The sequence below is a fragment of the Rossellomorea marisflavi genome, assembly GCF_001274775.1.
Classification (GTDB): Bacteria; Bacillota; Bacilli; order Bacillales; family Bacillaceae_B; genus Rossellomorea; species Rossellomorea marisflavi.
This window is the reverse complement of record NZ_LGUE01000001.1, coordinates 738,188-750,204: the sequence shown is the minus strand read 5'-3', so window position 1 is coordinate 750,204 and position 12,017 is coordinate 738,188. Positions and strand designations below refer to the sequence as shown.

15 protein-coding genes are annotated in these 12,017 nt (G+C 47.4%); 3 read left to right on the top strand and 12 right to left on the bottom strand.

The genetic code is table 11. The features are described 5' to 3' along the window. The first annotated feature begins 148 nt into the window (after positions 1–148). Entirely contained in the window at positions 149–862 is a 714-nt protein-coding gene (locus AF331_RS03800; protein WP_053426827.1) for an AlbA family DNA-binding domain-containing protein, read from the top strand. A 41-nt stretch (positions 863–903) separates the two neighbouring features. Here the strand turns inward: AF331_RS03800 and AF331_RS03795 are convergent, their stop codons facing one another. From AF331_RS03795 to AF331_RS03770, 6 genes are all read right to left on the bottom strand, one after another. Further along, the gene (locus AF331_RS03795; protein ID WP_235576305.1) at positions 904–2,307 is read right to left on the bottom strand and encodes a lmo1851 family serine protease; all 1,404 of its coding nucleotides are present in this window, start codon (positions 2,305–2,307) and stop codon (positions 904–906) included. Positions 2,308–2,467: 160 nt separating this feature from the next. Next, the gene (locus tag AF331_RS03790) at positions 2,468–3,052 is read right to left on the bottom strand and encodes a YitT family protein (protein WP_053426825.1); all 585 of its coding nucleotides are present in this window, start codon (positions 3,050–3,052) and stop codon (positions 2,468–2,470) included. 411 nt (positions 3,053–3,463) lie between these two features. Further along, on the bottom strand, positions 3,464–4,303 hold the full coding sequence (locus tag AF331_RS03785; protein ID WP_053426824.1) for a M15 family metallopeptidase: 840 nt from the start codon (positions 4,301–4,303) through the stop codon (positions 3,464–3,466). Between the two features lie 136 nt (positions 4,304–4,439). Continuing rightward, positions 4,440–5,144, bottom strand: a complete 705-nt coding sequence (gene deoD, locus AF331_RS03780; RefSeq protein WP_053427772.1) for a purine-nucleoside phosphorylase — start codon at positions 5,142–5,144, stop codon at positions 4,440–4,442. A gap of 94 nt (positions 5,145–5,238) precedes the next feature. Continuing rightward, positions 5,239–5,559: a YodL domain-containing protein gene (locus AF331_RS03775; protein ID WP_082346709.1), complete on the bottom strand. Its 321-nt coding sequence runs from the start codon at positions 5,557–5,559 to the stop codon at positions 5,239–5,241. 88 nt (positions 5,560–5,647) lie between these two features. Continuing rightward, positions 5,648–6,421, bottom strand: coding sequence for a sporulation protein (locus AF331_RS03770; protein ID WP_053426823.1), 774 nt, complete (start codon positions 6,419–6,421; stop codon positions 5,648–5,650). Between the two features lie 172 nt (positions 6,422–6,593). On the opposite strand from AF331_RS03770, the gene AF331_RS03765 reads away from it, so the two are divergent. Continuing rightward, a complete protein-coding gene (locus tag AF331_RS03765; RefSeq protein WP_053426822.1) occupies positions 6,594–7,670 on the top strand; it encodes a DUF2515 family protein in 1,077 nt (358 codons plus the stop codon). Positions 7,671–7,738: 68 nt separating this feature from the next. Here AF331_RS03765 and AF331_RS03760 read toward each other — a convergent pair whose 3' ends face one another. Continuing rightward, on the bottom strand, positions 7,739–7,918 hold the full coding sequence (locus tag AF331_RS03760) for a YozD family protein (RefSeq protein WP_053426821.1): 180 nt from the start codon (positions 7,916–7,918) through the stop codon (positions 7,739–7,741). A gap of 166 nt (positions 7,919–8,084) precedes the next feature. Here AF331_RS03760 and AF331_RS22305 point away from each other — a divergent pair, with 166 nt between their 5' ends. Next, on the top strand, positions 8,085–8,222 hold the full coding sequence (locus AF331_RS22305) for a hypothetical protein (protein ID WP_160316480.1): 138 nt from the start codon (positions 8,085–8,087) through the stop codon (positions 8,220–8,222). Here AF331_RS22305 and AF331_RS03755 read toward each other — a convergent pair. The 5 genes from AF331_RS03755 to ablB form a co-directional block, all read right to left on the bottom strand. Continuing rightward, complete coding sequence (locus tag AF331_RS03755; protein ID WP_053426820.1) at positions 8,217–8,858, bottom strand: hypothetical protein; 642 nt, start codon at positions 8,856–8,858, stop codon at positions 8,217–8,219. The two genes, AF331_RS22305 and AF331_RS03755, sit on opposite strands and share 6 nt — an antisense overlap. Before the next feature lie 181 nt (positions 8,859–9,039). Then, positions 9,040–9,264 carry a YozE family protein gene (locus AF331_RS03750; protein WP_079516241.1) on the bottom strand — a complete coding sequence of 75 codons (225 nt, stop codon included), beginning with the start codon at positions 9,262–9,264 and terminating at the stop codon, positions 9,040–9,042. Between the two features lie 85 nt (positions 9,265–9,349). Continuing rightward, a complete protein-coding gene (locus tag AF331_RS03745; RefSeq protein ID WP_053426819.1) occupies positions 9,350–9,634 on the bottom strand; it encodes a YokU family protein in 285 nt (94 codons plus the stop codon). Next, a complete protein-coding gene (gene kamA / locus AF331_RS03740; protein WP_053426818.1) occupies positions 9,631–11,046 on the bottom strand; it encodes a lysine 2,3-aminomutase in 1,416 nt (471 codons plus the stop codon). Before kamA ends, AF331_RS03745 begins: the two co-directional genes overlap by 4 nt. 46 nt (positions 11,047–11,092) lie before the next feature. Then, positions 11,093–11,923 (bottom strand): putative beta-lysine N-acetyltransferase, encoded by an 831-nt coding sequence (gene ablB, locus AF331_RS03735; protein WP_053426817.1) that lies wholly within the window; start codon positions 11,921–11,923, stop codon positions 11,093–11,095. Positions 11,924–12,017: the final 94 nt, after the last annotated feature.

The following is a 12,017-nucleotide window of genomic DNA, read 5'->3' as shown; positions in this document are numbered from 1 at the left end:
ACGGTGATATTCTCTCTGTACCATTTTAGTCAATTCAGGACGTTATGACAATGAAAGCAATCTCACCTGATTTTCTGGATACAGCCATAAAGGTCGACCTGCCGCATAAAATGTAGGAGTAGACCAAAGGAAAAGAGGTCGGATCCCATTGTTTCATGACAAGATTGTACCGCAGACTTTGAAGGAATTCTTGATCACCCCCTCCAGGGAGAGCCTGAAAGAATTGCTGCTGAATAATACGGGTGAATCAGATTATGTTGATTTTAAATCGAGCTGGGTCGAATGGACCAAGCTTGCCAAGCATATCCTTGCCATCTCCAATTCAGGTGGAGGTTGTCTCATACTTGGTGTCAGACAGGAAGACGACGGCAGTCTCACATTGAGAGGGCTCACAGATGAAGATTTTTATGATAAAGCCGATGTGGATAATAAACTCCAACATCTTCTGCCGAGCTATCTTACGTATCGGACGGAAGATTATCTTTTCCAAAGCGAAGTCGATCCTCTGTTGCACTCAAAGCGCTTTCAAGCCCTGATCATCGAATATGACCCCCGGTATGTCCCCTTTACTTCGGTGGTCACAAAAGGGGAACTCAGGGACGGGGCCATCTATGTGAGACAGGGGACGAAAACCATCGAAGCCGGGAATGAGCACCTTGTAGAAATCATTATGAAGAAAGTCCATTTAAACGGCTATGAAAGAAGTATGAAGTCCCTTGAAGAACACCTCTCGGATTTAAGGACGTTGCTCAAGGAGTTCCACTCCTCCGCGGATGTACGATATCGACAGTACGTAGAAGAATGGATCATGAGAAAAAAACAAAGGATCGAAAAGGTGCTCGGTCTTGACACGTTTCCATAATAAAAAAGATACCCCGGTCCGTTACCGGGGCATCTTCATGATCAATTCTTTTTATTGAGCTGTTCCACTGCCTTTTTGAACTGTGGATCGTTTTTCTGCAGTTTTTCCCTCAAGCTATCCATCAACTGGATGATGGTGTCAGAATCCAGCTTCCCGGTAACCTTCAGCTTTTTGCTTTCTTGGAACTTCTCCACTGCCTTCGTTGTGTCTTCGTCGTAATATCCATCAACGTTACCAGGGTTGAAGTCAAGGGCATTCAGCATCTGTTCCGCTGTCTTCACTTGATCGGAAAGATCGGATTCTTTCAGTTCTTTGTCCGGATTCAAGTATGGCAATTCTGCATAATCCGGCATTTTCACTTCCACGGTCGGCTTGATTCCCTTCTCATGAATCCAGTTGCCTTCCGGTGTCAGCCACTTGGCCGTCGTAAATTTCATGTTTGAACCGTCCTTGAACTCTTCAGCTGTCTGTACGGTTCCTTTCCCGAAGGTCTTCGTTCCGACCAATGGGATGTCATTTGATTCACTTACGGCAGCCGCAAGGATCTCGGCCGCACTGGCACTGCCCCCATCAACGAGGACGGCTGTAGGGATATCGATTTTATCCCCTCCCTCAGCAACGTATTTCTCAACCTTGCCGTTACTGTCCTCTACCTGGAACATCACTTCCCCTTCAGGTACGAAGAGATTCGAGATCTTGATGGCCTGATCCAAAAGACCACCAGGGTTCTGCCTCAAATCAATGACAAGCTTTTTCATTCCCTTGTCATTCATTTCGTTCAGTGCCTCCGTCAGTTCCTTGTAAGTATGCTCAGAGAATGACGTAATCTGGATCTTCGCGACCCCATCTTTTTTCATTTCTGCATACACGGTCTCGATCGGGATCTCATCACGGGTGATGGTCACTTCCATCGATTTGTCCTGACCCGGCCGCTGCACGGTGAGGGTGACTTTGGAGCCTTTTTCCCCTCTGATCAACAGAACGGCTTCCGATACCGACATCCCCTGGATGCTTTTGTCGTCGACCTTCAGGATCTTATCGTTCGGTTTGAGTCCTGCCGATTCGGCGGGTGACCCTTTTATCGGGGAAACAATGGCGATATAGCCGTCTTTCTCCTGGATTTCAGCTCCGATTCCTTCAAAGGAAGATGAAATGCTCTCATCGAATTTCTTCGCTTCATCTTTATCCATGTAATCGGAATACGGATCCCCCACGCTTTCGATCATGCCGTTGATCGCGCCGTCGATAAGCGTATCTTTATCAAGGTCTTTGTAATAATTGTCGTTCAGTTTGTCGTAAGCATCGTATAGCTTCGTGAATTCCGATCGATCGGTCACTCCGACATTCACGGCTTTTTCATCACCGAAGGCCAGGGCAAAGGTGGTGATTCCTGCTGTGGCGAATACGAGGATGAAAATCAGCATGACGAATTTGAATTTCTTCATTTTAATAACATTCGATTCTTGCTGGGGTGATTGATCTGTCTTGTCCTGTTCCAATGCTTCCACCACTTTCATTGCTATGTATCATAGTGTTTTAGACTGATCATGGAGCCCATAAGGCATCATGAGATTATAACCTCTTCATTCTATCAGCTTTTATACGTTAGCGAAAGGAAAATCCATCATTATGGGTAGGATATGCCAAAAGCGTCGTAAAAAAACCGACTGTGCTTATGGCGACCAGCGAATGAAGGAATGCTTCCCCTCCAATGACTGAGAGACCGGCCAAAAGAACAAGACTGTCAAAAAGGAAAATGACCTTCCCGGGATTGAAACCAAATCCCCTTCCGAGGAGCTGTGCCAGCAAGTCGCTTCCTCCTGTCGCAGCACCCACCCTCAACATCAATCCGATCCCGATCCCGACGGTTGCACCACCCAGTAAAGCGCATGCTAAGGGGGACAAGTACACACGGTCGCTCAAAGGGTGAAGCCAGTCGATCATAAGGGAGGAAATCCATAGCCCATGGACACTTCGGTAAAACAAGCTGCGATCCTTATAAAAGGCGATTGCATAGAGGGGGACACTTAGGACGATGATCGTCAATCCCGGAGGAAGACCAAACCAATAGTATGTCAGGAGCCCGATCCCGATCATGCCTCCATCGAGGAAATGATGGGGCACGAAGAACATATTGATACCGGAAGCCACAAGCAGACTGCCGATTGCGATGGAGACACCCGATCTCATATTTGCTCCCCCCTTGTCCTACTTGCTACCCCTAGTCTATGTAGGTGAGCCAGGATTCAGACATAAAGAAAGGAGTTTGGGAAAAATCCATGCAATGGCGAATACGATCTGTTTAGGTTCTCTACTCCGCTCATGATCTCCGTGCAAGACTTCGCTTTCCGCGGGTAGCCCGTGAGCCTCCTCGGCACGCCTCCGGGGTCTCACATCAGCTACTCTTCCCGCAGGAGTCTTCGTCTTGCACTCCGATCAACCGCTGGAACCGATGAAATTTGAATGTTCATTAAACAAATTAAAAACCCGAATCATTTGCTTTATCATAGGCAAATGATTCGGGTTATACTATGACTAAAACATGTTTGTCTCAGCTTCTTCTTTATGACGAAAACATGTTCGTTCGTGCCCTTTAGATCATCATATTTCTTTCACATGATCAAAATATTCTTCTAGCGTCCAATCCTTATCATAGATGACCTTGGCTGCTTCTTTTCCAACGTAGCGGAAGTGCCATGGTTCATATTGATATTTTGTGATTTCTTCTTTGTCTTCAGGGTAGCGGAGAATGAATCCATACTCGTGGGCATGCTCGGCAAGCCATTTCCCTTCCTCGGTTTCCCCGAAAGGAATATCGATCTGGAATTGATGGCTCTGACTTGAAATATCCATGGCCAAGCCCGATTGGTGCTCACTGTTTCCAGGAGGGGCGACTGCCATGACGGCTTTTTCGTCTCCATATTGTTCCTTCTCTCTTTCGAGAAGCATTTTTTGATAATCATATGACCTGTATCCGGAAATAGCAGTCAGATAAAGATTGTCCTTTTTGGCACCGGCGAACATGTCTTCAAGATGTTCTGCCGCTTCCTTACGCATATGGGCTTTTTCCAGGTCCTCTTCGCCGAAAACGAATGGTACGTCCGGACGTACGAGATCATCCGGTTTGTATTCACCCAGTCCATAGTCCTTATTGACCATGGCGAGGATGTTGGAAGGGTTTTGAATGATGGCATGTCCATCCACTTCCTTGATGTCGTTGAAGAACCTGGCATCCAACTGAAGCTCTGATGGTGTGGTTTCTTCGGGTGCGGAGGCATTTCCTTTTTCATCCGCAGGTGTTTGTTCAGGTTTTTTTTCGTCTTGTTGTTTTTCTTCTGTCTGATCTTTTTTACCTGTAAGATCATTAGACCAGTCCTTGACTTGCTGACATCCTGAAAGCAGGACGAGGGATGCAGCAGAGACCATGATGATCTTTTTCATACTTTCACCTAGTTTCTATTTTGATTGCATTTAACATATTACCATTAATTTTTGATTCTGTAAGCAGGAGAAACTTCACAAAATAAAGACTGCGCCTCCCCAAGTTTTGGGAAAACGCAGTCTATTCAGCATGAGCTTACGCCTTGATGGCCGCTTCAAGTGCCACTTCGATCATATCGTTGAAGGTAGTCTGTCTTTCTTCTGCAGAAGTTTCTTCTCCTGTGATGATGTGATCACTCACAGTCAGGACGCTCAATGCATTCCGGCCGTATTTGGCAGCCAGTGTATATAGGGCACTCGTCTCCATTTCAATGGCAAGGATACCGTACTGTGCCCACTTCTCATGTTCTGCATTGTCATTGTAGAACATGTCAGCGGTGAAGACATTCCCCACCTTCAGGCTCAATCCTTTTTCCGTCCCACTGTCGTAAGCACGTTTGAGAAGGTCAAAGTTTGCCGTCGGGGCATAGTCGATACCGTTGAATGTCAGCTTGTTCATTTGGGAATCAGTCGAAGATGTCATGGCGAGGATGACATCCCTGACCTTCACATCTTTCTGGATCGCACCGCATGTCCCGACCCGGATGAGGTTCTGCACATTGTAGCTTTGCATCAGTTCATTGATATAGATCGAGATCGACGGGACACCCATACCTGTTCCCTGGACCGAAATCCGTTGTCCTTTATATGTTCCCGTATAACCGAACATATTGCGGACTTCATTGTAGCAGACAGGATTGTCAAGGAACGTCTCCGCTATATATTTCGCCCTTAGGGGATCACCCGGTAAAAGGACCGTTTCTGCAATTTCATTTTCTTTCGCACCAATATGTACACTCACCATTCATTCCTCCTGATAGTAGGTTTATGAACCTCCATTGTAATCCTTTTCAACAGTCGTGACAATGGGTGAGGAAAAAATGGTGAATGGGATGTCACTGAAGGATGACCCTGTTCACCTGGGCCCAGCCATCAGATTGAAGGCGATAATAGAAATGCCCTTTCCTTCCCTCATCGATGAAGACAATGTCTTTAGAGGTCAGGTATCGACCGTTGAAATCCTTCGGCATCAGGTCGGATACATTGAACATGCGGAATGTCCGATAAAGGGCATCGGCATGGTCTTCTGCTTCAATGGATAATCGATACACATTTCGATAACCTTTATCTTCCCCGTAGGATGGCGTTTGGAAGATGGTCATATCATAGGTCGTACGGGATCGCTTCGGGCGCATCATTCTATCAAGAGTCAGCATGGTCATCCCTCCAAAAGATCTTTTCAGATGTATTAGACAAATGCGCTGTCGAATCCTTCATCGACTGGTGGGAACCTTTGTCGAAACATTATGAGCAGACGCGGTCGATGGCCTTTTGGATGATCCGTTTAAGGTCGGGTGCATCGGAAGCATCCACATTGAGTGTGACGATTGACTCGTCCATGTCAAGTGCTTCTGCTAAGAACCCACCAAGCCCCCTTGCCCTGCGGTCCACTTCAAGTAGAATTTCCACCTTATCCTTGGACTGCTCATTGAACATGACCTCCAGCTCATCCAATTTTCCTGCATAAGGCCCCGACATGGGCACGAATTCAAACTCCTGGATGAATGGAAAATGTCTTCGAAGACGCTTTGGTGCCTGTTCACACTCCACTTTCCGCGTTCTGAATCCGAGGTCCTGGATAGCGGAGAGGACCGATTCCTTCAAGGGGTGAGGGGCGATTTCGATATAGTCCTTATCTTTGGGATCTATGGAATTCTTAATATCCATACCCGTGGATACCCATACTTTTGTATTCCCATAGGTGACGGGTGTTTCATAGGACAAATCAAACGCGAATGGAATCTCTTTCCTCTCATTCTCTTTGATGATGAACGGTTCTGCCACCTCGATTTTCTGGATGATCGCCTGATCGGTGAATTTCTTATCATCAGATTCACGGATGTACGTGGTGTGCAGGGTGAGATAGATGGCATCGACCTCCTGTTGGGTGCTGCCTCCCTTGATCCCGATCATGCCTTGTACCCTCTCTCCGGCCACATAATGTGATTTCTCCAGTACCGTATCCACCGTAGCTGCCCCGATACCGATTGTAGCGAGGACTTTATTAAAAAATGACATGTTGTTTCCCCCTCCGGAAATAGTTACTGACTTCCTTTAAGATGTTTCTCTCCTCTCGTCCCATAATCCTTCTTTTGACGTGCAGATGGACCGCCATTGCCAAGCATCGGGTATAATGCCCTGTAAAGTTAAATAGCTTAAGAGTACATGGTTCAAGAAAGGAGCGGGATTCATGTCACGCAAAATGGCCCGCGGGACTGTCATCAACGGGTCCCTTCCCCTGCTGCCAGTCCAGGAAGCGGAAGCCATGCTTCAGCCCTGGGAAGATGATCAACCCGTATTATTCTTTTCCGATGAGCGTGAAAGGCTTCAACACATGAAAGGGCAGACCACCAATGGAAACCGGGACAATTTGACGCGTACGTCAAGGTATTTGAACTTCTACCGGAAACACCCGGAAATCCATTGGGCATTCCTTGCCCATATGGTTTCACGGAACGCGGGTTATTATATGACCGATCTTCGGGGAAGCCTTCTATCAAATGTCTTGCCGAAGGGGGTCCAGGAAGATTTCTTTTCATTCCTTGAAACTTGCAATGCGGCGATCTTCGAGGATGCCTATCCTCAGCTGATGCTTTATGAAGAATGGAAGGAAAAGGGGTCATTTCACTGGGGCCTCCTGTCAAAACTCCAAGTGTCGTCCTTCATGAAGCCATTTTGGCAGGCTTTCTTCAAATCTGGAGATAGCAACCTTCTCACAACGGCACTGATCATCAATGAACAGATGCTCATCGAAAATCGAATCGTTTCACAATGGATGGAACAAAAGGAACTGACCAGGTGGTTATTTACCCTTCAGGATTCCCTGGGATTCACGTCGATCCTTTTCCCCTACGGAGAAGAGCCTTCCCTTTCTCTGGCTGGAGATACGATTTATGGATTTGACGATGTCCATGCGCGGATTGTAGCAGGTAAGAAGCTTTACCGGATCTTATTCCACCCTCACATCCATCAATCGTCCCTGCGATATGCCCTTATAAGGCGCCATACCGCTTCCCGGCAGGATTATTGGCCCCGTGTATATTCGAATGATCCTGCAAGCATCCGTACGTTGTACAGCCCCCGGCTAGTGGATGTTTGGCCGGATGCCGCCCGCCTGCCCTATCCATCTCGCGAATGGTACAAAGGTGATCCGTCCGAGATCAAAGAGCATCTTCTGTCCATTCCACCTCCAGGTAGCTTCACATTGACAAAACGTTGGAAGAGGGCTGTATCAGGTTTGATAAAATCTGCCTCGAAGAAGCGTTGATCCGGAAATGGTATGCACAGCAAAAAGAGGGTGCCCTCCAAAGGGCTCCCTCTGCTAATGATTGACCTCTATTCTATTTCTTCTTCCCATTCCTCATCGATGATGGACTTGGCAATCAAATACTCGAAAGTGATATCCGCGAGCTCTTCGATTTCGGCTTCAGAAGGGACAAAGCCTCTTTCGATCAACTCTTTCATAAAGAAATCCGCAATTTCCTCCGTATCGATAAAGACTTCGATTTCTCGCATAAGATCGCCCCCTTTGATTCTCAATTTATGAGCCGTCCTCCCATGTTATGACTGTAAAAAAGATTTCATAACATGGGAGGGACGGGCATACACTCTACTATTCAATCACGAACCGGACTGGTTCATAGAGGAGTGGAGTCAATTGTTGAATAAAGCGCTCAAGGTAATGGAAAGAAATGCAGATGAAGTGGAAACGACGATCCTGAAGGGAATGCAATGGGTCCTCCGCTTCATCTTGATCTCATTCATGATTCTCAGTGTTCCCATGTTCCTCTATCTCATGTGGATGATTCCTTCTTTATGATTCGTGGCTCGAATGGTACTTGAGCTGTTCAAGGACATGATCCATCTTGCTTTTGTACACAGGATCGTTAAATAACTCATAGAGAAGCTTGTAGTCATTATAGTGATCCAATAGTTGATCGATCCAGTTCGGCTTCTGACCCATCGGGGAAGGGAGCTTTTTTGTTTTCATCCCCTTCTTGGCCGGAAAGACGAACCCATATTTCTTGATGAAGGCCTCTGCCTGGCCTTCGTCGGCCACGAGGGTGATTTCGTTCTCATCCGCCTCCAGCCATTCACCATCCGTCACCCTCATGAGCTCATAGATGACATCTTCCCATGCATCATCTTTATAGCGCCAGATTTCAGTGCGAAACCCTACAATCTTGAAGAGGTCTTCGTCGTAACCCTTGACGACCACCAGATCGCCGAAAAGGAATTTGTATTCGATGTCGATTTGCTCCTGCTCGAAAATATATCCATCATACGATTCAAGGAGTTCGAGTGCTGATTCCTTGAACAGTCCTTCACTCTCATTTACTTCGTAGAGGAATTCCCCGTCGATTTTCTTAATATCGGTTATCTTCCCGACAGTCCCATATATGGTCACAACCACCGTTTCACCGACCCTGAACCTGGGATCTTTTCGCTTTTTCATTCTCCCCTCACCCTAATCGACTTTTTTATATGATATGCAGGGACCCTTGTATCGGTAAATAAGATTTACGTTTCAACAACAGAGCTTAGAGTTGGAGAAAGGCCGGGAAATGACGTCAGTCCCCGGCCTTTTGGCTATCGGCAGCGCATTTGCGCTTATGAAAATGTGCGGGTGCCTGCCCTCAGGCTTTTTCATCCTGCAGATACATCTCCCACGCACGGTCGAAGATGACCATGCTGTCGAGGTAATGACCGTTGAATTCCAAATAGGAACTGATTTCGTCATATTCTCCGGAGTGTTTCGGGAAGGCATGATCATCGTAGGCAGCATTGGCAAATGCTGTGAGATCATCCTTTGCAGATGGCTGTCTATGTTTCATCAGGTAGTGGTAAAATGATTTTCTCACTGGCCGTCACCTATCCTTCAATTCGTTTTCTAAAAGGATAGCCGATGATATTCCGTTCGTAAAGGGAAAGGCTCCGGACCAGGTGCTAAAACCGGAAGTAATTCTTTTTCAAGAATTTGGGCATCTGGAGCAACTCCTTGAAATCTACAGATTTTGGAATCGCCTTGGTGTCCATGAGCATGAGCTGATCTTCGATGTCCATGATCACCTCTTCATCTTGATATTCCATGCCGCATGACCCACAGAGGATCCCGGGAACATCATGGATTTCAATCGATCTTGTACCGTCCGGAAGCTCCCAATAGACGGTTGTCACTGAATCTGTCACACCACTGCCGCACCATTCACACGTCTTACCGTCTGCGGTCATTTTTCATTCCCCTCCTTAGGGGACGACTGATTTTCCAACTTGGACAGCATCGCCTGGTGCTTCTTCTCCTTCAATTGGTCCCGTTTGTCCCTGAAGTTCTTCAGGGAATGATGATCAGGGTTCTCTTCATACGCCTTTCTCCGTTCAAGCCGCTTCAGACCCGACGGCGTCAAGGACGCATGGGTATCGTGCATGAGTCCAGCAATGCCGATGGTAGGCTCCTTCAGTTCCTCATCATGATAGATGCCCTTAAAGTACTCATCTGCCCTTCCAGCTACGTAGCCTTCCGGTTCTGGATAGGTGGAAATGACCCCTTCGAAGTTCCTCACCACTACTTTCGATGCGCTCTGTGAGATCAGGTAGTTCGGTTGAAGGGAGATCTTCCCTCCTCCACCCGGTGCATCCAGAACGAAGGTAGGCACCGCATATCCCGACGTATGCCCCCTTAATCCCTCGATGATCTCCAACCCTTTGGAAACGGGGGCCCGGAAATGTCCGATTCCCTCGGACAGGTCACACTGATAGATGTAGTATGGGCGCACCCTGATCTTCACCAGGTCATGCATGAGCTTCTTCATGATCGGCACGCTGTCATTGATGCCTGCCAGTATGACTGCCTGATTGCCGACAGGCACCCCTGCATCTGCGAGCATCTCGCACGCTTTCTTCGATTCCTCCGTGATTTCAATCGACGTATTGAAGTGGGTATTCAGCCATATTGGATGATACTTTTTCAAGATGGAACATAGATTCTCTGTAATCCGCTGGGGGAATACCACAGGCGCTCGCGTCCCGATCCGGATGATCTCGACATGGGGGATCTCCCTGAGATTCTTCAGGATGTATTCAAGGATCTGATCATTGATGAGAAGACCATCACCTCCGGATAGCAACACATCCCGGACGGCAGGCGTATTCCTGATATAGTCGATGGCAGCGTCAAGTTGCTTTTTGGGTACACCCATTCCGATCTGTCCGGAAAACCTCCTTCTCGTGCAGTAACGGCAATACATGGAACATTGATTGGTCACGAGGAATAGTACACGATCCGGATAGCGGTGGGTGAGTCCCGGCACAGGAGAATCTTCATCCTCATGAAGGGGATCCTCCAGGTCATATCTCGTTTTGTTGATTTCCTGTCCGATCGGCACCGATTGCATGCGGATCGGACAGCGCGGGTCATCCTCATTCATGAGCCACGCGTAATAAGGGGTTATATTCAGTGGAATCGTTTTCGTGGAAATCTTGACTCCCTCTTCTTCTTCAGGGGTCAGATTGACCACCTTTTTCAGATCATCAAGGGTCCTGATCGTATTGGTCAGCTGCCAAAGCCAGTTATCCCATTGCTCCTCCGTGACATCTTTCCATAAGTCAATTTCCTTCCAATGCCTTTTAGGGGAATACAGATTCATTTTCAAATAAAACACCCGCTTTGCTCAATATTAAACCTGATCGCCATCAACGGCTCAGGTCTTTTTCCCAAATGTTCATATCTTCCATTTTATCGAAGATGATGCAGTTATTCGCCAGTCTCCCCATATACCGATAGCCAAGCTGCCAAAACGCCGCATTCATCCCGGGTGAAAGAGACCTGGCAATGGTATAGGAGCAGAAAATCTTCCTCTTCACGAGCTCTCGTTCAAGGCGGAGCAGAAGATGCTTCATGTGCCCGCCCTTTCTGTGCAAGGGGCTGGTTGCGCAGTCGGTCAGCTCTGCATTGCAAAACGTGGGGTTGACTTCCGCAGATGCTGCACTGATGATCGTCCCGTTTTCTTCGATGCACACAAAGATTGTCCCATTTTCCATCGAGTGCCGGATATAGGAAGGATCATGAAGTGGAACCGGATATACCTCGAATACGGCACGGTATAGGTCAGCAAGCTGTTCTACGTGGCTCTCCCCGCAAACCTGTATCTCCTGTTCCGGTGAAACCGCCCCCCCTTTCTTTTTCATGATTGCCTGGAGAATGTCATCTTCCTTTTTCCAGTACAAACTGTTACGCCGTTCATCCGTCAGGAATTTACTCATCCAGATGGCTTCACTTCCGTTGAAATAAGCAGACAGCCTTCCTTCCCTCACGTACCCCTGTTCCGTCAAGGAATCACACTGACCCTTCTTCGCTTTGACAATGATTTTTTCATACGCACCCGCTCGGCACTCCTCCTCCACATGCCGGACGACCTGATCGACACTGCCGTTGATTTCATCGATCCGCAGGCGGCGATTCGGTAGATCTTTATAGATGGATGCCTTTCCATGTGTCAGGGTGATGGTTTCATATGTTTGCATAGCAGCCTCCCCTTTTTACCAACATATGAATGCTCCAAGAGGGTTATGAAGTCTTCTTATAAGACCTTTACCCACAATTAGACAGGTCAAGATT

Excerpts from the sequence above, each read along its gene's own strand:
- kamA (WP_053426818.1), bottom strand. The coding sequence starts at position 11,046 with ATGAATCTGTATTCCCCTAAAAGGCATTGGAAGGAAATTGACTTATGG.
- AF331_RS03760 (WP_053426821.1), bottom strand. The coding sequence starts at position 7,918 with ATGCGAGAAATCGAAGTCTTTATCGATACGGAGGAAATTGCGGATTTC.
- AF331_RS22305 (WP_160316480.1), top strand. The coding sequence starts at position 8,085 with ATGGAAAGAAATGCAGATGAAGTGGAAACGACGATCCTGAAGGGAATG.
- AF331_RS03745 (WP_053426819.1), bottom strand. The coding sequence starts at position 9,634 with ATGACCGCAGACGGTAAGACGTGTGAATGGTGCGGCAGTGGTGTGACA.
- ablB (WP_053426817.1), bottom strand. The coding sequence starts at position 11,923 with ATGCAAACATATGAAACCATCACCCTGACACATGGAAAGGCATCCATC.
- AF331_RS03755 (WP_053426820.1), bottom strand. The coding sequence starts at position 8,858 with ATGAAAAAGCGAAAAGATCCCAGGTTCAGGGTCGGTGAAACGGTGGTT.
- AF331_RS03790 (WP_053426825.1), bottom strand. The coding sequence starts at position 3,052 with ATGAGATCGGGTGTCTCCATCGCAATCGGCAGTCTGCTTGTGGCTTCC.
- AF331_RS03795 (WP_235576305.1), bottom strand. The coding sequence starts at position 2,307 with ATGAAGAAATTCAAATTCGTCATGCTGATTTTCATCCTCGTATTCGCC.
- AF331_RS03770 (WP_053426823.1), bottom strand. The coding sequence starts at position 6,421 with ATGTCATTTTTTAATAAAGTCCTCGCTACAATCGGTATCGGGGCAGCT.
- AF331_RS03785 (WP_053426824.1), bottom strand. The coding sequence starts at position 4,303 with ATGAAAAAGATCATCATGGTCTCTGCTGCATCCCTCGTCCTGCTTTCA.
- AF331_RS03765 (WP_053426822.1), top strand. The coding sequence starts at position 6,594 with ATGTCACGCAAAATGGCCCGCGGGACTGTCATCAACGGGTCCCTTCCC.
- AF331_RS03775 (WP_082346709.1), bottom strand. The coding sequence starts at position 5,559 with ATGCTGACTCTTGATAGAATGATGCGCCCGAAGCGATCCCGTACGACC.